The organism is Paenibacillus sp. FSL H7-0943, from assembly GCF_037963265.1.
Classification (GTDB): Bacteria; Bacillota; Bacilli; order Paenibacillales; family Paenibacillaceae; genus Paenibacillus_AQ; species Paenibacillus_AQ odorifer.
In genome coordinates, this window is sequence record NZ_CP150148.1 from 3967759 (window position 1) to 3988306 (window position 20548).

Annotated in this window: 16 protein-coding genes; 4 read left to right on the forward strand and 12 right to left on the reverse strand. The window is 43.6% G+C overall.

Features of this window, described 5'->3' with window-relative positions; genetic code table 11:
- Positions 1 to 84: 84 nt before the first annotated feature.
- On the reverse strand, positions 85 to 1668 hold the full coding sequence (locus tag NSQ55_RS17350; RefSeq protein WP_339168230.1) for a glycoside hydrolase family 43 protein: 1584 nt from the start codon (positions 1666 to 1668) through the stop codon (positions 85 to 87).
- Positions 1669 to 1789: 121 nt separating this feature from the next.
- Here NSQ55_RS17350 and NSQ55_RS17355 point away from each other — a divergent pair, with 121 nt between their 5' ends.
- Entirely contained in the window at positions 1790 to 2647 is an 858-nt protein-coding gene (locus tag NSQ55_RS17355; protein WP_076200752.1) for an AraC family transcriptional regulator, read from the forward strand.
- 7 nt (positions 2648 to 2654) lie between these two features.
- Here the strand turns inward: NSQ55_RS17355 and NSQ55_RS17360 are convergent, their stop codons facing one another.
- The gene (locus NSQ55_RS17360; protein ID WP_339168234.1) at positions 2655 to 4109 is read right to left on the reverse strand and encodes a glycosyl hydrolase family 28 protein; all 1455 of its coding nucleotides are present in this window, start codon (positions 4107 to 4109) and stop codon (positions 2655 to 2657) included.
- 212 nt (positions 4110 to 4321) lie between these two features.
- Between NSQ55_RS17360 and NSQ55_RS17365 the strand changes: the two genes are divergently transcribed.
- Positions 4322 to 5428 (forward strand): glycoside hydrolase family 88 protein, encoded by a 1107-nt coding sequence (locus tag NSQ55_RS17365; RefSeq protein WP_339168236.1) that lies wholly within the window; start codon positions 4322 to 4324, stop codon positions 5426 to 5428.
- 64 nt (positions 5429 to 5492) lie between these two features.
- On the opposite strand, the gene NSQ55_RS17370 is transcribed toward NSQ55_RS17365, so the two are convergent.
- From NSQ55_RS17370 to NSQ55_RS17400, 7 genes are all read right to left on the reverse strand, one after another.
- Positions 5493 to 6554: a glycoside hydrolase family 76 protein gene (locus NSQ55_RS17370; protein ID WP_339168237.1), complete on the reverse strand. Its 1062-nt coding sequence runs from the start codon at positions 6552 to 6554 to the stop codon at positions 5493 to 5495.
- A 12-nt stretch (positions 6555 to 6566) separates the two neighbouring features.
- Positions 6567 to 7622: a glycoside hydrolase family 76 protein gene (locus NSQ55_RS17375; protein ID WP_339168239.1), complete on the reverse strand. Its 1056-nt coding sequence runs from the start codon at positions 7620 to 7622 to the stop codon at positions 6567 to 6569.
- Positions 7623 to 7655: 33 nt separating this feature from the next.
- Positions 7656 to 8543: a carbohydrate ABC transporter permease gene (locus tag NSQ55_RS17380; RefSeq protein ID WP_076142466.1), complete on the reverse strand. Its 888-nt coding sequence runs from the start codon at positions 8541 to 8543 to the stop codon at positions 7656 to 7658.
- Positions 8544 to 8576: 33 nt separating this feature from the next.
- Positions 8577 to 9464: a sugar ABC transporter permease gene (locus NSQ55_RS17385; RefSeq protein ID WP_339168242.1), complete on the reverse strand. Its 888-nt coding sequence runs from the start codon at positions 9462 to 9464 to the stop codon at positions 8577 to 8579.
- A gap of 64 nt (positions 9465 to 9528) precedes the next feature.
- On the reverse strand, positions 9529 to 10833 hold the full coding sequence (locus NSQ55_RS17390) for an ABC transporter substrate-binding protein (RefSeq protein WP_076184486.1): 1305 nt from the start codon (positions 10831 to 10833) through the stop codon (positions 9529 to 9531).
- Positions 10834 to 10877: 44 nt separating this feature from the next.
- On the reverse strand, positions 10878 to 12143 hold the full coding sequence (locus NSQ55_RS17395) for a glycoside hydrolase family 125 protein (protein WP_339168244.1): 1266 nt from the start codon (positions 12141 to 12143) through the stop codon (positions 10878 to 10880).
- A gap of 246 nt (positions 12144 to 12389) precedes the next feature.
- Entirely contained in the window at positions 12390 to 13574 is a 1185-nt protein-coding gene (locus tag NSQ55_RS17400; protein ID WP_076200730.1) for a GntR family transcriptional regulator, read from the reverse strand.
- Positions 13575 to 13957: 383 nt separating this feature from the next.
- On the opposite strand from NSQ55_RS17400, the gene NSQ55_RS17405 reads away from it, so the two are divergent.
- Positions 13958 to 15652 (forward strand): M3 family oligoendopeptidase, encoded by a 1695-nt coding sequence (locus tag NSQ55_RS17405; RefSeq protein ID WP_339168246.1) that lies wholly within the window; start codon positions 13958 to 13960, stop codon positions 15650 to 15652.
- 76 nt (positions 15653 to 15728) lie between these two features.
- Here the strand turns inward: NSQ55_RS17405 and NSQ55_RS17410 are convergent, their stop codons facing one another.
- On the reverse strand, positions 15729 to 18482 hold the full coding sequence (locus tag NSQ55_RS17410) for a sugar-binding domain-containing protein (protein ID WP_339168247.1): 2754 nt from the start codon (positions 18480 to 18482) through the stop codon (positions 15729 to 15731).
- Positions 18483 to 18625: 143 nt separating this feature from the next.
- Between NSQ55_RS17410 and NSQ55_RS17415 the strand changes: the two genes are divergently transcribed.
- Entirely contained in the window at positions 18626 to 19558 is a 933-nt protein-coding gene (locus tag NSQ55_RS17415; protein ID WP_254848923.1) for a helix-turn-helix domain-containing protein, read from the forward strand.
- A gap of 127 nt (positions 19559 to 19685) precedes the next feature.
- Here NSQ55_RS17415 and NSQ55_RS17420 read toward each other — a convergent pair whose 3' ends face one another.
- On the reverse strand, positions 19686 to 20060 hold the full coding sequence (locus NSQ55_RS17420) for a DUF1801 domain-containing protein (protein ID WP_076304056.1): 375 nt from the start codon (positions 20058 to 20060) through the stop codon (positions 19686 to 19688).
- A gap of 19 nt (positions 20061 to 20079) precedes the next feature.
- The gene (locus NSQ55_RS17425; RefSeq protein WP_076128242.1) at positions 20080 to 20454 is read right to left on the reverse strand and encodes a DUF4180 domain-containing protein; all 375 of its coding nucleotides are present in this window, start codon (positions 20452 to 20454) and stop codon (positions 20080 to 20082) included.
- Positions 20455 to 20548: the final 94 nt, after the last annotated feature.

Consider the following 20548-nt stretch of genomic DNA (forward strand, 5'->3'; position numbering starts at 1 on the left):
ACATCCCTTTCTATGTAAGATAAGTAAAAATTAACATTTTATCCTAAAATAGAATATGAAGAATATTATGGTTTTTCCGAACACCTATAAAGCTTTATATTCAAAATAGTCAAAATAAGCCGGCTTCGCTTGCTGATCCAAATCCTGAGCACATACCCCGACATAGGAACCGGTAAAGCCAAGCTTGCCGCCATATTCATCCGAAAGCGTACCAAAATCTAAGGGAGTACAGACAGCTGTCCAATTCACCCCGTCTGATGAAGCATAAAACAACAGATCACGTCCATGAATTTCCGCCTTTAGATAATAACGATCCCAATCTTTCACAGATAGCTGCATAGAGGAAATCTCATCGTATTTGCCACCTCTACACAGCACAACGCCCAAACTAGTTCCACGAATCTCATCTGCGGTAACACGCAAATAATAGTAATCACTGTCATCATAATAGAGGACTAACCCAGCCATTTGCAGGAAGCTATCCGGCTCGAATTCCAGACAGGTTGTAGCTAAGCATTCAAAATGTTGAATCGGCCGGGCAATTAAACTCTGATCATGCAGTGAAGCTAATGACTCTCTGCCGCGCAGACGAAGAAAACCCGGACGTTCCTTCAAGCTAACCCAAGATTCATCAAAAGGCACACGCAAGCTTTGGTATGGAAGTCCAAGAACCTCTCCATCAAATTCATCTCTGTTTGGCAGCTCCTCAAAAGTGAATATCGGCAGTTCAGGAGCCACGGTCTCCAATGCAGGCAGCTTCCCTCCGTGGGCCAATCGCAACCAGCCATCCTCTGTCCATTCACAACGTTGAATCGCAGTTTCCCGGCCTAACGGATTCATCGTTGCCGTTCCCGGAATCGGACGTGTGCATAAATGTGCCATGTACCAGTCCCCATTCTGAGTCTCTACGAGCGATCCGTGCCCTGCTTGCTGAAACGGGTAGGTCAGATCATGCGCCGTGGTCATAATCGGGAAATCCGGATCCGTCTCATAAGGACCTGTGAGGCTTCTGCTTCTAGCTAAGGTGACCATATGGTTGATGCCAGTGCCTCCTTCAGCTGTCAGTAAGTAATAGTACCCATCCTTCTGGTACAATTGCGGACCTTCGGTCACTCCGATAGGTGTCCCTTTATAAATTTCATGGATAGGTCCCGTTAATTTGCCAGTCTCCGGGTCATATTGCTGCATAATGATGCCAGAGAAGTTATTGTGATTTTTACGGAAATCCCAACGCATATTAAGCAGCCATTTGGTCCCTTCCAGATCATGGAACAAAAATGGATCAAATCCGCTGCCATTTAGTCTAACCGGCTCACTCCACGGGCCCATGATATCCGTCGCTGTAATTAAATAATTATGCAGATCTTTATATACACTTTTGCGAGATTTCACATCTGTAAATAGCAGATAAAATACGCCTTGATCATAAGAAAGCGCGGGTGCCCAAATGGAACCAGAGCTTACATTACCACGCAGATCTACTTGTGAGGCTTCTGTCAGCACACGTGAAATGGAATGCCAATGAACTAGATCCTTGGAATGATGGATTTCTACACCTGGAAACCATTCAAAAGTAGAGGTTGCGATATAATAATCATCCCCTACTCTAATAAAAGACGGATCTGGATGAAAACCTGCCAACACCGGATTAACAATTTTTTGCGTCATAATGTTACCCTCCACTACCGGATTTTTCATAGTTTAACGTATTTATTGTATCGCTTTCATAACGATAAAAGTTATAATGAGATATAAGAAAATGTTTGTATTTTGTCATCTTGGAGGGCCTATGAAGCAGCTGTTCGAACCTGTTGTTTTTGAAGAACATAAGACCTTGATTTGGGATTATAAAATATATACCGATGACTATTACAAAGGTTATTATCACTGGCATCAATGCTGTGAAGTCATGTTTGTGTACGGCGGACAGGGAAACGTTGTTGTGAATCAGCAGATGTACGATATTCGCAGGGGAATGTTATTCTTTTTCCAGCCCTATCAGCTGCACCGGATCTATTCTGAGGTTTCTCCCGAGTGTCCTTTTGAACGAACCATCTTCTACATTGATCCACATGTTGCTGAGCACCTGCTGGAGGGTTTTGCGAAAAGAAAGGCTTTATTCACAGCGCTTTGGCAAGGAAAAAATACACATTGTGCCTTTGATCTTAAGGATCACGTTGAGTCTGTGGAGTGGATTCTGGAGCAATATAATCACAATAAAAAAGTCAGTCTGACTGAGGATACCGAAGACATTTCACTGTTAATTCTTCAATTATTGAGCAGTATAGGAACTGAAGATCAGCATGTATTCCAATCAGGAGAACGGCGAACCTTGCGCTATTCTGAGAAAATCATGAGTTTTATCGAAGAGCATTATCATGAGGAGGTTAATCTGGATCAGTTGGCTGAGGAGATTCACTTGTCCAAATCCTATATCTCCAGAATCTTTCATCAGGAAACCGGAGGAAGGCTTGTTGATTATCTGACTGCCCGCCGGATCAAACAGGCCTGCCGCTTGTTAGGAACGACAGACCTGCCTGTGGAGCAAATCGGAATCACTGTTGGATTTCCAAATGCCTCTTATTTCAATCAACTGTTCAAAAGAGTCCTAGGGACGACGCCATTAAAATATAGAAAAAGTAATTAGATCTAATCTACACAACCGTATTTTTTTCAGTAACGAAGAGTATATTCTCAGCAAAATGATTAATATCTATCAGCTCTGGGCGGGGGGCGTCCATCAGTTCACCATTGATCCTTAAATTGACAAAGGTCACATTTGAAACAGCTCTCTCTTCGTCATATCCATAAATTCGTGAAGGGTTGGCCGTCCCGCTATAGCTGATGTCGCGAAATGTAATGTCCCGGATGCTTGTCCCCGGCTCTGGATTGTAGTCCTTGTTATAGACCACCCGCACATCAATTAGCTGCCCCTGCTCAATACGCTCCACACGTATATTTTCATAAAGAACATTACATACCTTATTTCGATCCCCGGCATTAATCGCCAGTGCCCCCCAATAGTTCTCTTGCGGTTCGTGATGATTCAAGATATCAAGATTTGCAAAAACAATAGACTCGATGGTGTCCCCGTTACGTTCATGGTCCCCATGTGTACCAATCATCAATGGATGAGCGACATCCGCCCACAGAATGGAATCACGAACGCTAACATTGCGGGTATCCCCATAAAAATCCCATCTTGAGCCATAGATAGCAATACAATCATCAGAATTACGCATAAAAACATCCCGGATCCTAACCTCAGCACTCGACATAATATCAATGCCATCAGACCACCCCCGAGTGCTAAACGATTTGAAATTATCAATCACAATCTGCTCAGACTGCCCGATGAAAATGCTGTAATGTGGCGGATCAATCACGGTAATACCTTCCACATTTATAGATCGTGAAAAAACAATTCGTATCCCTCGAAAGGCCGAGAATCGATGAAAATCCGCAAGATAAATTATACCGCGACCACGAATGGATACATCATGAACTCCCTCGCATACCAAGGAACCTACAAGCACTGAACCTCCGGCAAGATACACCGTGGTTTCCGAAGGGACCGGCAATACTGTTTCTTCTATATAATGTGTGCCCGGAGCGAAATAAAGCACCTTCCTCTTTTCACGAGGATCAGCAGCGGCATTATCCAGCAGACGTAAAAGATCAGGTTTCCGGTGTATACCCGGTTGGACTACTAAGACATTAGCATCCTCTGGTTGAGGGGCATCCTTCTCCTTAGGGTTAGCAAATAAATGCAGATTCCGAAAAATATCACCGTTGATCTCAATCGATAACTTTTGCGGACCCGTTAGCTTAAACAAAAGGGTATTTCCATGATGTTCGTAAGTGATCCCACGCGAAGCCGGAGCAATGTTCACACAATCAATCTCCGTATAAAGACAGGTGACTTCAACTTCTACTGTACCTTCCAGATCAAAATAAGCCATGGATGCAGGACGTACCTCATGCATATCTACCTTAACCTCGTAAATAAACAAGCTACGCCATTCTCCTTCAGGCTGCCGTACTCTGACCTTATAATCCTCACGTTCCGGGATTTCTTTAGGTGCTTTATATACTTGAAAATCATCCACTTTACCATCCTCCTGTTCATTTAGATTGTATCTTTTCCAACACCGATAAAGTTTTAATGTGTTATGCAGAAATGTTTGTATTTTGTCAGTTATAGATTAAAAGCCAACTTCAACATGACAATAATTAAACATTTCCTTATATCAAAACTCAACTTTCCTGAGCTTTAGAAAGCTATACTCATAACATCCTAAATACACTGGAGGCAGTAACAATGACAAACCCTTATTGGCAAGAGATCATGGGTAGACTCGATACAAAAGTAGAACGTATGATAGAGCAGATCGGTGATAAGTGCCCGCATTTCGCCGGAAAAGATGGCAAATTTGATGATATCGGTTCAGACTGGTGGACTACAGGGTTCTGGCCTGGACTCCTCTGGATCATGCATGATATGACCGGAAAAGATCTTTACAAGGAGGCCGCTTGGCATTGGGACGGTACCTTGGAGGAATGGTTTATTAAACCAACAGTTGAGATGCATCACGATGTGGGATTCCAATTCCTACCGACAGCTGTAATCAAACATACAATTACAGGTGACGAAGATGCCCTGCGCAGAGGAATTGAAGCGGCGAACTTCCTCGCTGCCCGCTATAATCCTGTAGGCAAATTCATCCGCGCATGGAATGAAGATAAATACGGCTGGGTAATTATCGACTGTATGTTAAATATCTCCCTGCTGTTCTGGGCCAGCAAAGTGACAGGTGATCCCCGCTATAAGCATATTGCAATTAACCACGCCGAAACGACAATGGAATATGGCATACGTAAGGATGGATCCACCAAACATATTATTTCTTTTGATGCAGAGACAGGTGTTTATCTTGAGAATTTTGGCGGTCAAGGCTACTCGGCTGAATCCTCTTGGAGCCGTGGAACGGCTTGGGGACTGTACGGCTTCATCAATACTTATTGCCACACCGGAGATGAACGTTTCCTGAACACTGCTAAACGGATCGCACATTATTTCATCTCTGCTTTGCCTGAGGATCAAGTCCCTTATTGGGATTTCCGCCTAGAGGATGATACCCGGATGTTCCGAGATAGCTCCGCAGCCTCTATAGCCGCTTCAGGATTATTAGAGCTTGCAGATATCGTACCATTAGGCGAAAAAAGTCTATATGCAAATGCAGCGGAGCGAATTCTGCGCTCACTGACCGAAAATTACGCAACCTGGGAGCTGCCAGAGCATGAAGCGATTTTATTGCACGGAACTGGCAGTGGCAATTCCTTCATTGATGTATCCCTGATCTATGGAGACTACTATTATATTGAAGCTGTCGCTAAATTAAATGGCTGGAAACATCGGATTTTCTAATTGCAGATAGTTAATTTAAACAACAAAAAGACACCTCTCTTGAGGTGTCTTTATATATTTCAGGCTATTTGTTCACCAGTGCCGCAGCACCCTCCAGTAGCATCAAGCCGCTGAGTTGAATACTCAGCTGAACCGGAAGCTCCGGTTTCACTTCCCACGATGAACTGCACAGACCCCGTTGTTTATCCAGACCTTTTTCCCACAACTGCATTGCATTGGCCAATATGACCTCACGAATACGGATATTTACAGGAGATATTTTACAGAGCTGAACCAAATAACGAATCAGAATGCCCTTGAACAATCCAGTATCATCAACGCCTTCATCAGGTAACATCATATTAATTGGATCGCATAACCGATCAATACATGTATTAGCCGTTCGATTCGCATCTTCTAAGTAATGAGCATCACCCGTATTCTTGTAAAGCTCTAGGCCAGCGCCTAGAAACACTCCCTGACAGTAAGTAAACTCCCAATCGTAATCGATCTGGCCATCCCCGAGTCTATTCATCCCATCCCACACAAAACCAGTCGTAGAATCCATCAAATATGTCTTGTTCCATTCATAGATACGGAGCGCCCACTCCAGATCCTCTTGCTTATGAAAAAGTTCATATAACCGGGCTGCAAGGATGACGGCAGGTGCATTGGCAGGTGTGTTCTTATAATCGAGCTGATCCTTCTTCCACGCCAGACCTCCACCCAACTGTTCATTCCAAGCCGTCTTAATATCCTCCCATAGATCAAGCACAGCACTTAGATAGGCTTCATGTCCTGTAACCCGATAAGCACGCAGCAACGCCAATGCTGTCCATTCCATATCATCATAGTAATTATGCCTGAAAGTCCCCCCGTTATAAGCTTGCAGACTCTGACTTAGCTCCTTAATTCTCAAGGAATACACAGGATCTCCACTACGCTCATAACCATCTACTAAAATATCAATGACATGAGCCTGCCACCAATAATAAAAGTTCTCCCCCGCAACGTTGTACTCTCTGGGATACCATTGGTTCATGATCCCCGTCTCAGCATTATAATAATTACGTAGTAGACATTGTTGGAACCACTCGGACTTTTCCTGCCAACTGACTGCTTCTATGGCTTCCTTTGCTTGTGTCATTAAGAACTCACCTCAACCCTGTTCCTTAGTTAATTCAGCCATCTTCTCCAGCAGCTTGATCGCACTAAGCTGGGAGCTGAGCTGAATTATACCAGCAGAGGACGAAGTCCAATCTGTGCCAAACAACACTGTGTCCTCTGACTTTCCTTGTTCCCAGAGACATTCTGCATTCGCACGTAGGAAATTAACAGCATCAACTGCAGCAGAATCAGCTTTGACCCATTCAGCTGTATAGCGAATCAGGATTCCTTTAAACAGTCCCGCATCACCATTTCCTTCATCTGGCAGCACACCTCCCTGAGAGTCAGCAAGTTCATGGGCTGCGGCGGCAAAGGTTAGACGAGCATCCTCTAAATATTCCTGCTTTTTAGTGATACGGTACAGTTCAACTGCTGCGCCAATGAAAACACCTTGGTTGTAGGAGTATTTCCAATCTTTATCGATCTTTCCATCACCAGTGCGATTCATGCCATCCCATACAAAACCCGTTGCCGGATCTACTAGATGCTCTTTTTGCCATCTGTATATTTTTAACGCCCATTCAAGATTGCTGGCTTCACCAAAAGCTTGATACAAGCGTGCCGCAAGTATAGCTGCCGGTGCGTTGGCTGGTGTATTTTTATAATCCAACTGTGATTTCTGCCAAGCAATCCCACCGCCCATATGCTCGTTCCAGCCTGTCTGAATGTCATTCCATAAAAGAAGGGCTGTATCTTTATAACCTTCCACTCCTGTTGCTTGATAAGCACGAAGCCACGCGAGAGCCATCCATTCCATATCATCATACAACTCATTTGGCCACACACCACCATTTCGCTGAAGCAGACCTTCATGAAGTTCGGAAAGCCTTTCGGCATACCAGTTCTCTCTAGTCCGCTGTAGTCCATCTACCAATACATCCACAGCATGGGCCATCCACCAATAATGAAAAATCGTGTTGCAGTCTCCATTTGGACAAGGTGTTTCTATATTGTACATTTTGATCGCTTCATTCCAGAATAATGAATCCAATGCAGCTTGTGCTTGATTCGCCCGTTCCTCCCAAATCCCTATCTCCAATTGGTTCATATAGACTCTCTCCCTGGTTCGATTTTTATTGCATTAACCCTTAATACCACTGAAGGCTATCCCCTGTACAAAATAACGCTGAAGCGCTAAAAACAACACCAATATCGGCAAGATTGCTACCAGCGCTCCAGCCATCATTGGACCGTAGTCTGTTTGAAAATTATACGAGAAAGCTTGAAGTCCCATCTGAATCGTTGCTTTGTCGGGATCATTCAGCACAATCATTGGCCATAAGAAACTGTTCCAGCCCGCTTGGAAGGTAAAGATACTTAAAGTAGCCAGCGCCGGTTTAGTCAGCGGCAAATATATCCGCCAAAATATTTTAAACTCTCCACAGCCTTCAATCCGGGCCATTTCCATCATGTCACTAGGTAAGGTGAGAAAGAATTGCCGCATAAAGAACACAGCAAAGGTTCCAGAAGCGCCCGGAAGAATAATCCCCCAGAATGAGTTCATCAGCCCGTTACCCCCGCTACCAAAAATATCATTGCCTCCAAAAAGAGGAATATGGCGCATGACATAAACCGTGGGGATCATCGTCACAATGCCTGGTATCATCATCGCCGCAAGCAGCACGCGGAATATTGGCTTATTGAGCTTAAAATTCAGCTTTGCGAACGCGTATCCACTGATGGAACCAAAGAACAGATTCGCCAGTACACCCGCTACTGCAAGTACAAGCGAATTCCAGAAATAGAGCGCAAACGGAACCGTAGTAAATGCCTTACGATAGTGTTCTAAGGTCAAATGTGAAGGAAACCACCGGATGGGCATGGCGAATATCTCTTCGTCAGGCTTCAAAGATGTAAGAACACTCCAATAAAAAGGTAGAAACATTACGATGGCAATAACTATGCACACTATATAATAGATTGATTTGCTTAAGCTTCTTTTTAATAACGAACTTCCGCTAGTATCCATACCTCTATCCCCCTTCTGCATGGCAAGCCCGGCTTATACAATGGACTCCTCCGCCTTTGTGATCCGCATGTTTATAAGTGAGAATATGAGAATCGCCACAGCAAGCACAAATGCTTGTGCAGACGCATACCCCATTTGCAATTGATTAAAGCCCTGCTGATAGATCAGATAAACTGGAGTCTTTGTCATATTCGCCGGCCCCCCCTGCGTCAGCACAAAAGCTTGGTCGAACAACTGCAACGCACCAATGATTGACATCGTACTGACAAGAAAGGTCGTTGGTCGCAGCTGCGGCCAAGTAATAAACCGGAAACAAGCCAGCTTATTAGCACCGTCCAGCCGTGCAGATTCATACAAATAGTAAGGCACGCCTTGCAGACCTGCCAAGTAGATAATCATATTAGAACCTACCGATTGCCAGAGGGTAAGCATAATAATGGACAACATCGCCGTTCGTGTCTCGGATAACCAAGCTGGACCCGTAATCCCAACATAGGACAACAACCCGTTAACCAAACCAAATTCAGGATGCAAAAGCCAGATCCATACCGTAGCTGCAGCAACAGCGGATGTAAGGGTAGGCAGATAATTCAATGTGCGGAACAACTTTACCCCACGCCAGGATCGACTAAGCAGAATCCCGAGGAGAAGTGAGATCAGAATATTAAGTGGAACGAAAATGATGGAATACAGAAATACATTTCGGAATGTTTTCCATAACAAACTGTCCTCTATCAAACGGCGATAGTTATCAAAACCGATCCAATCGTTTCTACTAAGTACATCGTAGTTGGTAAAGCTTAAATATAGCGCCATTACCACGGGGATGACCGTGAATACTGTAAACAGCAATACCGTGGGTGTAATAAACAGATAAGCCGTCCGCGCCTGATGTTTCTCTAGCTTTCTGATGGAAGCCATTTCAGCTACCCCCTCCTAAGCAAAAGGGAGGCGAACCCCCCCTTTACTTCAAATGTCTTACTTATTACTTCACTACTTCATTATCCTTCAGCATTTTGTCGCCCTCTTCTTGCGATTTCTTTAAGGTCTCATCAATGCTCATCTTGTTTTGCTGGTTAAGCTGCAAATTAGGGGCCAAAGCATCAGTCTCCATTACGGAATATCCAGGGTGGTTCGGACGAACCTTGGCGAACTCCAACGTTTCCAGAAACGGCTGCCACTTTGGATCATCCTTGAAAAATGGATCTTCCATCGATGGCTTATAACCCGGCAGGTTTAGACTCGTCTTTGCCCAGAGCAACGCGTTATCCTTGTTCGCTGTCCACCATTTGATGAACTCCCATGCCTCTTCTTTATGTTTGGAGCCTTCTGGAATCACTAGACCAAATCCCCCCATGACACTGCCTTTATCACCATTTGGTCCGGCCGGAGGAGGAACGATTCCATAATCCAGATCTTTACCATATTTGTTATAGGTGCTGAGCATCCACGGACCGGAATACAGCATAGCCACTTTACCTGTGACAAAAGCATCTTGCCCTTCACCAAGTCCAAGTTCGAACCCTACTTTATACACTTTGTCCTTATTCATTAGGCGATCCCAGAACTCAAGCACTTGCTTGCCCTGCTCATTATTAAAATTGGTCTTTCCATCCTCTGTAAGCATGGTGCCGCCAGCCTGTTGGAGATACATATTAAAAAGTCCCAAATCTCCCATGGAAAACCCTGCAGTCTCCAGTTTATTGCCATTCCATTTCGTTAGCTTCGTAGCCGCTGCCTCTAGCTCATCCCAAGTTGTTGGAGGCTGAAGTCCTGCCTCTGCGAGCAGCTTCTTATTATAGAAAAGAGCACGTGCATCTACTGTAAGCGGCAGCCCATATAATTTGTCATCGTATGAAAGCTCCCGTAGGGATTCACTGTAGAAATCATCTTCAGAAATTCCGTCACGCGTTAAGTATTCATCCACCGGATGCAGTACATTTTTCGGGGCATACAGCGAAGTTCTCCAACGGTCCCAAAACAGTACATCAGGAGTGCCGCCATTGGTCGCAGAAGTTAGGAATTTCGTGATCATATCCTGTTGCAGCACATATTTTACGTGAATTTTATCCTGCGATTTATTAAAAGCATCCACCATGGTCTCGAATTGCTTCTGCCCCTCACCGCCCCAATCTCCCCAGAAGGTAAGCTCTGTCTTTTTCCCGGTACTGCTCCCAGCTTTGCTTGTGTTTCCGGTCTCTTTGTCCGCAGATCCGTTATTACCACCGCAGCCCGCAGCAAGTGCAGTAGTCATTACCAAAACAATTGAGGTAACCAGCCATTTTTTCATGTTCTCTATCCCCTTTAGAGTCGATTATTCAAACCTTGTTGGTCTCATCCGCGCTTAATCTGCTTACCGCAGCGCATGAGTACAAGCTCACAGAACATCATGTTTGCCCAAGAGAACCATGGACGTGTAAATTCATCAGGATTATCCACATGAAACCCTTCATGCATAAATCCAGTTCCAGCATCCGTCTTCTCCAGCAGCTGAAGTAAGGCTTCCTGTTCCTCAAAGCGGGTAGATGTCATTCCCTGCATCGCTAAAGCTATGGGCCAGATGTACCGATTTGGCGTATGCGGACTTCCAATGCCAGCAGCCGCTTTTCCTGCGAAAAAATAGGGATTAGTGCTACTTAAAATAAGTTCACGGGTATTTTTATAGATAGGATCATCAGCAGTCACATAACCCAAATAAGGGATGGAGAGAAGACTCGGTACATTTGCATCATCCATAATATTCACCTGTCCCAGACCATCTACTTCATAGGCATAGACCGCCCCAAACTCTGGATGTTCTACAATTCCATACTCACTTATTCCCTTATTGAGCTGGTCAGATAGTTTTCTAGCTTTCTTTTCCAGCTCCTGATCACCTAAAATCTCACGGGCAATTTCACACACATATCGTAAAACAACCACCGCGAACATATTGGCTGGAACCAAATACCCATATTCACAGGCATCGTCACTAGGACGAAATCCAGACCAAGTCATTCCGGTATAAGCCGTCAACGTCCCTTTGCCTTCTCGAGCTAACGTATCCGTGGGCGGACAGTTCATCCGTTGAAAAAGATATTTTGAATCGCGCTCATGGTTCTGTTCGGTAGTCCATAATGTTATGATTCTTTCTACGCCTGTTACAAACGACTCATTAAACTGACTAGTACGGCCCGAATTCTTCCAGAGCAGATAACTCAGTTGGATTGGATAACATAACGAATCAATTTCATATTTTCTTTCCCAGACTCCCCGGCTCATCTCCGTCAGATCCTCTTGGTGGCCATGCCCACTTTCTTCTTCATTGAATGCGTTAGCATATGGATCAAGCTGGATGTAAATAAATTGTCTACGTACAAGTCCCTCAATCATGTCTGCAATTTCTTCATCTTCGGAGGCAAGGATTAGGAAAGGTCTGACCTGTGCGGCGGAATCCCGTAGCCACATCGCTGGAATATCTCCGGTAATAACAAAAGTGCTTCCGTTTGGCATTCGTTTTAAGGTTGTGTTCCAGGTGTTAGCCATACATTTCTCGAACATTTCGGCTAATTTCGGGCGATCACTCAGCTTTGCTTTTACGCTAGATGCCAGTTTATGCATCGACTCGGGTATTTCTCTAGTTGCTTTCAGTTATAATACCCCCTTTTTCTTTTTAACTTTGAAGCGCTTTCATTGATTAGTATATTGTCATGCGATTAGTATGTCAATATGTTTATTTTATTATAATAATATATCAATATACCTATAATGATAAATATATATCTAAAACAAATAAAAAAAACCATCCAAAAGGATAGGTTTTTATAACAACTAATATATGTTTAAGTTGGAGAATAAACCAAAAATCTATTCAGAGATGGATTGTTTAGCGGAGCTTGTGGATTCACCAGAAATCAACTCAGCTTCCAGCATTATCTTATTGGACACACTCTGCCCGTTCATAATTCGCAATACATTTTCTACTGCGAGCCGCCCCATCTCTTCTTCATTTTGCCGTAAATGGGTAAATGCATAACCCGAACCGAGTGGAGTTGGCGGACTATCAAAGCAAATGATCGAAATATCTTCTGGAATCCGTAGCCCAAGTCGTTGGACCGCTGTTCTAGCCAGCAGCGCAATATTATATTCCACAGCAAAAAGCGCCGTTATTGTTGGATTCTTTTGCAAATGAGAAATTAACCGTGAAATGTCATGTTCAATATTCTCATCGTTGAAGGAATCCGGTAGTGTTGAGGTCAAATCGCTGACCCACAATCCCTTGTCTACAGCTATTCCCCGTTCCGCATGCGCTTGAATAAATCCCTCTACCCGCTCTTCAAGAGCTGTGGTATCCGCTGGAGGTGGAGAGAGAAAGGAGATATGAGTATGCCCGAGATCAAATAAATACTCCGTACCTTTGAGTGCAGCCTGCATATTATCAGTACTGATCGATGCTGCTGCCACTCCTTTTAAATGGCGATCTACCAGAACTAGCGGGAACCGTCCTATCACCAATTTTAGAATCTCAGCATTAAAAAATTCGCCTTGAGCCGGAAAAATGATCAGACCATCTACACCTAAGCTGAGCAACTTCTGAATAGACTTCTCTTCGTTCTCCGGCACCCCAAAGGTTCTTCTTAAAACCAGAAAACAATCATTATCACGTGAAGCCTGCTCCATGCCATAAATTAAGCCTGTGCCATAGCTGTTGCCAAAGTCGGTAATAACCAGACCGATCGTCTTTTCCTCATGGTTAAAGGAATTGAAAACAGTTCCGTCGGAGACCGTCCCCGGAGATATCGCTGATTCCATGTAATCGACTGCTGGATCTGCCACAAATGAACCTCTCCCCGGTTTTCTCACAATTAATTGTTCCGCGGCGAGCATTTCCAGAGCTTTTTTACTCGTAATCCGACTAACATTATAGGCTTCAGCCAGTTCTTTCTCTGAGGGAACCCGTTCCCCTTGTCCATAGGATTTATTAACGATAAGCTGCTTCACTTCATCAAATATTTTTTCATACATCGGTTTGGATGATGTTGTCTCACTCATGACTTTCGTTATCTCCTGACTCTAATTTTTTCATCTTATACATAATAATATATCATGATATATTAAGTTTGTCGACAGTTGTGCGGCTACAGCAAAAAAAGAGGGAGGAAGGATGTAAAGTGAAAAAATACAAAACTTCGTATATAAACAGAGATAACCCGTATTCAGTGAATGAGGGTTAAATAAAGGCTAAGTAATCGCTATAAATATCATTTCTACTATATTCTTAGATAATATCAAACCGTATTTCATCTAACAAGTTTTTACACTTTTGTCCATTTGTTCTTTTTTTATTCAAAAACAGCTAACACAGGTCTATCGTAAATTGCTGTTCAGAATATATAATAGAGACTATCTGGTATAGAAAGGAAGTTGAATAGTTAATGAAATTTAATGATTATCGCTATGAGCGCCCGGATGTAGAGAAGTTCAAACAGGATTTTAACAACCTGCTTAAAGATCTCAATGACACCGAGCCATTAGAAGTGCAAAAGGCTTCCGTTACCGCTATTAACAAGCTTCGCAATGAGTTTGACACCCTGCAGACATTGGTTAGCGTTCGCCATTCGATCAATACAACAGATGAATTCTACAAGGCTGAACAGGAATTCATGGACGAGATTGGCCCTATCGTTCAGGAATACATAACGGACTACTACAAAGCACTCGTCAATTCCAAATACAGAGCCGAATTCGAACAAGAATGGGGTACGCAGCTGCTTCAGCTTGCAGAAGTAGCTCTGCGTACTTTTAGTCCAGAAATCATCGAAGATTTACAATTGGAGAACAAACTCTCTACAGAATACGCTCAGCTTATCGCGTCCGCCAAGATTCCATTCGAAGGCGAAGAACGGACACTGACTCAGCTTACTCCTTTTGAATTGTCCACGGACCGCGATATGCGCAAACGTGCTTCACAAGCCAGATATGATTTTATGTCTGAACATGAGAGTGACTTTGATCGAATCTATGACGAGCTAGTTAAAGTCCGTGACCGCATTGCTAAAAAGCTTGGTTACAGCAACTTTATTGAGCTAGGTTATGACCGGATGATGCGTACCGATTATAACGCCGACATGGTAGCCAACTTCCGGAAACAAGTTCTGGAGCATATCGTACCCGTCTCCCAACAGCTTAAGAAACGGCAGACTGAACGCCTAGGTCTGGATGCCTTGAAGTTTTATGACGAGAACTTCAGCTTCAAGACTGGCAATGCCACTCCTAAAGGAGATCCTGACTGGATTGTAGCTAACGGATCCAAGATGTACAAAGAGCTCTCTCCGGAAACTGATGAATTTTTTACTTTTATGTTGGATAACAATCTAGTGGATTTAGTAAGTAAAAAAGGTAAGCAAGGCGGTGGCTATTGTACTTACTTCAGCCAATACCAAGCACCTTTTATCTTCTCAAATTTCAATGGAACCTCAGGGGATATTGATGTCTTGACCCATGAAGTGGGGCATGCCTTCCAGGTGTATGAAAGCCGAAATATTAATGTACCTGAATATGCTTTTCCTACTTATGAAGCCTGTGAGATCCATTCCATGAGCATGGAGTTTTTTGCTTGGCCATGGATGGAATTGTTCTTTGAAGAGGATGCAGACAAATACCGTTTCAATCATTTGGCAGATAGCCTTCAGTTTATTCCTTACGGAGTTACTGTAGATGAATTCCAGCATTTTGTTTACAGCAATCCTGAAGCAACCCCTGCTGAACGTAAGCAAGCATGGCGAGAAATCGAGAAAAAATATTTGCCGCACCGCAATTATGAAGGTAATGCTTATCTGGAACAAGGTGGATTTTGGCATAAGCAAGGCCATATCTTCGCCTCCCCGTTCTATTACATTGACTATACACTAGCACAGCTATGTGCCTTCCAGTTCTGGAAACGTTCAAATGAAGATTTTAAATCCGCTTGGAGTGATTATTTAGAATTATGTCAAGCTGGAGGTAGCAAATCCTTTATCAAGCTGGTTGAACTTGCGGGCCTGACTTCACCTTTTGAAGATGGCTGCATTAGTTCGGTCATTGGAGAGATTGAAAGCTGGTTAAACAGCATTAATGATAAAGAACTTTAATAATACCTTGCAGTACCGATAAAAAAGCAATCCCTGCTTCTTAGCTGGGATTGCTTTATTTTCATATTAAGGTTATTTAGCGATAACGAATCAACAAGTCCAGTGGATAACGACCTGCATTACGGCCATACAAAGCTAGCCCGCCGTCCTCTGCTTGCAGCTCCAAACGGAAAACACGATTGCGATCCAGCTTCGCTGCTAACTGCCCCGGTACACTTGCCTTGCATAGGTAGCCGTAAGATCCAGCCTCATCCAGCTTATTCGCTATTGGCTGATAATGCCAAGACAAAATCCCTCTGCTATCAGCCGGATCATCCGGTAAATAGAAAGAACCAATCCGCTGCCCATCCACCAGAACGTTCACTCGGGAAGGATGACGCTCTTCATCCGTCATATAATACGTATTCGGATTATATTCCACCCTCGCATCTGCCCCATGCATAAGATCAAGGCCCATATCATTAAGCTTCGTACCTTCAACATGCCGCGCCAGCAATCGTTTAGCACTTGCTTCGAACATGATTTCGATCTCACCAATCATTGATTTATCTGCTGCATCTGGCAGTGTAACCTCGTATACATACTGACCTTGCCCAGCACCATTGATTTTAGATCCTTGGATAGCATCCCATTGATGCTTAAAGTTATGATCGGTATAAGCTCCCACTGGAATTTGAATAAATTCTCCTTCACCTTTAAACAATACAGTGTTATTACCGCCTCTTACATCAAAAGTAATGAAATTCCGCGTGATCGCTTCACCCTTCTCATTAATCAGAGAAACAGCAAGTATTGCAGCCGCCTCCTGACCAGGCATTGTAATGTTCAAAGAAGGAAGTATAGTGTTTCCAAAGTTATCCCATTTCACAGACATATGTCCACTTTGCGCAGTGACCCGAGTCCCCAAATTGTCGTACCACAGTTCCCATTTCAGCTTCAAATTATGACCGTGATAGCTGTCCGCGAAGCTCGAACCTAGCAAAGGTACTTTAACACTCTGCCCTGCTTCTACTGTCTGGCATGGAGGAGCATCTATCACGATAAAATCTGGGGAATGCAGATCCGCAATCGTCATCCCGGGAACAAAATCCCCATATCCAAAATCCTTATCGCTCCCGTCTAGCCGGTAATAACCATTGAACTCATTCGTAACATCACGGAATTCAGTAAATACGAATCCACATAGCTTATCATGCCGCCGGAATTCATTCATCATATAGCGGTAATGCCATGCCAAATCACTGTCCCCTGCACCACCTTCTATCCCCCACACGTTACCGCATTCGCTGTTCATTAGAGGGGCATCAGACTGTACGTTGCCGCCAATACAGTTAAACTCCGATCCCGGGAATGTTTTATCTACAACCTCATTTAAGTGGGCTTGCAGCTGCTCGTAACCATTAATGTAAAAGTGCCATGTATTAATATCCGATTCCACATGATCATAATTACACGGCGAGTTATCCTCAACAATTCTAGTCGGATCAAGCTGCTTCGCCCAGCGATATTTCTCCCGCACCCATTCCTGTGTCTCTTTAAGATAACTACTCTGCTGCTGTATATCACTTGTGAGGCTAGCCTCCTGAGCATCTGTCTTCAAACCCCAGGTCTCGTTGAACATAACCCACGAAAAAATAGATGGATGATTATAATCTCGTTCAATCACCTCAAGGGCTTCTCTCTCATAGGAGGCTCTGGCCTTGTCATCCGGATTACCCCAGAAACAAGGCATATCTTCCATAACAAGAATGCCAAGCTTATCCGCCCAATACAGCTTACGGGGTTCTTCGGGCTTAATATGAATTCGCACCATGTTTAGCCCTAAACGTTTCATTAGATAAATTTCATCCCGCATGTCTTCATCCGTTGGATAGGTGAAAAACCCTGTCTTGTGATAGGACTGATCAAGAGTACCGTTCAAATATATCGGCTTACCATTTAAGGTGATCCACCGATAATCACGATCTTCAAAGCGGGCAGTCTGAATTTCGCGAATTCCGAAATAAGTGCTGACTGTATCTGTACCAAACGATCCACTAAGCTGCAATTCACCTTCATATAAATAAGGATTTTCTGGACTCCACAAATGCGGATTGGGAACATCGATAGACAGCTTACATTCGTTCACCCCTGCTATAAGCTGCAGCTTCTCTGTATGAACAACAGAATGATCAGCGAATTGCAGCGTAAACTCTGCCGAACCCGTTTCATGCGCAATTATTCTTGTAGTTACCTTCACCTGTCCATCTATACGGGTCACAAACTTTGCATCTTTCATATAAGTTTCGGGACGTACTTCAAGCCATACAGGCTGCCAAATTCCACGGATTTCTCCATATCCTTGTTTGCCCCGCGCTTGATAAGCATGATCGAAATCCTCAGCTCTTACGACAATATTATTCTCACAATTAGCTGCCCAGTAAGGTGTAATATCAAATTCAAATGAACCATATCCACCTTGATGTGAACCTACATGTTCTCCATTTATCCACACATCACATGAATAATCTACTGCCCCAAAACGTAAAAACAATCGTGTTTGTTGGTCAACAGCCTGCCCATTCACGGTGCGGCGATACCAGCCTATTCCTTGTTGATCGCAGCCAATTCCGGATAAGGGACTTACCCAAGAAAAAGGTACAGTGATCATTGAGTCGTAAGCGATTTCAGGATTGGAGTACCATAACGCCTTCATACCTTCATTGTTCGGATCAAACTTAAATGACCATTGCCCATTCAAATTCATCCATTCATGACGTTGCCAATTTGGATGAGGGTGTTCAGAACGAGGAATCGCAAGTGTCTCAGAAGCTAATATAGAAGTTGTCATATGGCGAGCACAGCCTTTCAAAATAAGAAGTTGAGCCCATTTTAGCACCAGTATATGTTTTTCGCAATGTTTATTATGATTTTACAATACTCGTTCTTCATTGTACAATAACCTCAACCCATCCTATACGAAAAGGAACAAATATGATGAATGATATTTCACAAGAAACGATACGTTATCCCGCGTCACGAATTTTAGATGTAGCTAAAGCACTGTCTGGTGACGTCCGCGTCCGCATTCTTGAAGCCCTTGGAGAGAAGCCTATGAGTGTCAGTCAATTAGCTGAGACGTTAGGTGTAGCTCAGCCAACGATATCTATCAATGTGCAGACGTTAGAACAGGTTAATCTTATCTCATCTACACAAGGAGCAAATCGCGAAAAAATCTGTGCGGTCACCTGTCGCTCTATTCAACTCGATCTCCCTTCAAAGCTAGGGGATGGGCTGCATCAAACTGAGGAAATACATATGCCCATCGGAATGTTCTCCCACTGCTCCATACAACCGTCCTGCGGGATGGCCGGAAAAGATGGTGGTGTCATTGGCTCCCAAGATGATCCAAGAGCATTCTACATGCCTGAACGAGTCGATGCCTCTCTCTTATGGTTCGCAGAAGCCGGTTATGTCGAATACTATTTTGCCAACCCCCTGCCTCCAGGCGTCGAGTTGGACGAAATCCGCATTTCGGCAGAAGTATGCTCAGAAGCCCCTTCATTTCGAGAGGATTGGGCCAGTGATATCAGCTTATCCATCAATGACCAGTTAGTCGGGACTTGGACCTGTCCCTCCGATTTCGGGAACCGCAAAGGGAAACTGACCCCTGAACGTTGGAGAAGTGGAACTGAATATGGAGCTCTTACTACATGGAGTGTCTCGGAATCGGGCAGCAGCTGTAATGGTTCTCTCTCATCTTCCACTACAATCAGCTCTTTAAAGCTGGCGTTTAATGAACCTATTCGTGTACGTTTTGAAATTCGGGAGGATGCACTCAATAAACGAGGACTAAATCTGTTCGGAAGTGGGTTCGGGGACTATGCCCAGGATATCATACTGGCGTTTGTACGACGTCCGAAATGAGGAAAAAGAGGCAGGAGTGCCTCGGAAGTGGATCCAATGTTCACCAGCATCAAGAAGAACATCAACAATGGATGCACACTTCCAGCCCTGACCAGATGGACCTCTCTATTTCATACCAGTAGAGACATTATTTTGCTTCAACTTTTTTTAGATTCTCAGCGACTCTGAAGGTTACAATCTTGCTAATTAATTCATAAGGCATAGGCTTATCAATAGGGAATTGAACGGAACCTTTAGCACCTTTATAGCCTGATAATTCATCTTTAAAAGCATTAATTCCACTTGGAGTTGGATAGAATCCAATATGCTTGGGATAAGCAGCGAAATGCACCAAATTTCCGTGTAATGCAAAAGTAGGCATCTGATAGCTTATTTTTTCCTCTGCTTCCGGTGCCGCCTCTTTTATCACCTTTCTTAACGTATTAAGGATTTCCTGAACCTCAAGCGAAAACCCGGAAATATAGGCATCGATCGATTCATATGTGATTTTACTTTCATCCATGATATAACTCCTCTCTGGATCATCTCCACGATTTGCATAAATGTAGGGCCGCTAAAGCCTCAGCTTCAGTACTTTTGAACAACATTTTATCGCCTTGATTGCATTCGTAAATAAAATCATTCAGACTTTTGCTGTTATAGCTTGTAAATTCTCCTACGATAGCAACTCTCATCTGATAGTTTGTATATTTTTGTGCAATCTCACCAGCAACTCCAGACTTTAGCTCGAAAAAATCATCCGTAATCTGTTCCTTCCTCAGAAGCATTTTATCGCATCCTTGGTATTTCACATTCATCATTAAGTCTAAGGCATCCCTTACATTATTGATTATGATCTCCTCACCAGAGATTATAGCTACCGTTGAATCATTCTTATCATCCACTGTGATTTTCATTCAAGACTACTCCTTTTCCGCGAAGAATTTCTGCAACATTATGATTACTCTGCTTAATCGCAACCGACCATGCAGATTCACCACTTTTTATTTT

Excerpts from the sequence above, each read along its gene's own strand:
- NSQ55_RS17375 (WP_339168239.1), bottom strand. The coding sequence starts at position 7,622 with ATGAACCAATTGGAGATAGGGATTTGGGAGGAACGGGCGAATCAAGCA.
- NSQ55_RS17395 (WP_339168244.1), bottom strand. The coding sequence starts at position 12,143 with ATGCATAAACTGGCATCTAGCGTAAAAGCAAAGCTGAGTGATCGCCCG.
- NSQ55_RS17370 (WP_339168237.1), bottom strand. The coding sequence starts at position 6,554 with ATGACACAAGCAAAGGAAGCCATAGAAGCAGTCAGTTGGCAGGAAAAG.
- NSQ55_RS17410 (WP_339168247.1), bottom strand. The coding sequence starts at position 18,482 with ATGACAACTTCTATATTAGCTTCTGAGACACTTGCGATTCCTCGTTCT.
- NSQ55_RS17420 (WP_076304056.1), bottom strand. The coding sequence starts at position 20,060 with ATGGATGAAAGTAAAATCACATATGAATCGATCGATGCCTATATTTCC.
- NSQ55_RS17385 (WP_339168242.1), bottom strand. The coding sequence starts at position 9,464 with ATGGCTTCCATCAGAAAGCTAGAGAAACATCAGGCGCGGACGGCTTAT.
- NSQ55_RS17415 (WP_254848923.1), top strand. The coding sequence starts at position 18,626 with ATGATGAATGATATTTCACAAGAAACGATACGTTATCCCGCGTCACGA.
- NSQ55_RS17425 (WP_076128242.1), bottom strand. The coding sequence starts at position 20,454 with ATGAAAATCACAGTGGATGATAAGAATGATTCAACGGTAGCTATAATC.
- NSQ55_RS17365 (WP_339168236.1), top strand. The coding sequence starts at position 4,322 with ATGACAAACCCTTATTGGCAAGAGATCATGGGTAGACTCGATACAAAA.
- NSQ55_RS17380 (WP_076142466.1), bottom strand. The coding sequence starts at position 8,543 with ATGGATACTAGCGGAAGTTCGTTATTAAAAAGAAGCTTAAGCAAATCA.
- NSQ55_RS17400 (WP_076200730.1), bottom strand. The coding sequence starts at position 13,574 with ATGAGTGAGACAACATCATCCAAACCGATGTATGAAAAAATATTTGAT.
- NSQ55_RS17390 (WP_076184486.1), bottom strand. The coding sequence starts at position 10,833 with ATGAAAAAATGGCTGGTTACCTCAATTGTTTTGGTAATGACTACTGCA.
- NSQ55_RS17405 (WP_339168246.1), top strand. The coding sequence starts at position 13,958 with ATGAAATTTAATGATTATCGCTATGAGCGCCCGGATGTAGAGAAGTTC.
- NSQ55_RS17355 (WP_076200752.1), top strand. The coding sequence starts at position 1,790 with ATGAAGCAGCTGTTCGAACCTGTTGTTTTTGAAGAACATAAGACCTTG.
- NSQ55_RS17350 (WP_339168230.1), bottom strand. The coding sequence starts at position 1,668 with ATGACGCAAAAAATTGTTAATCCGGTGTTGGCAGGTTTTCATCCAGAT.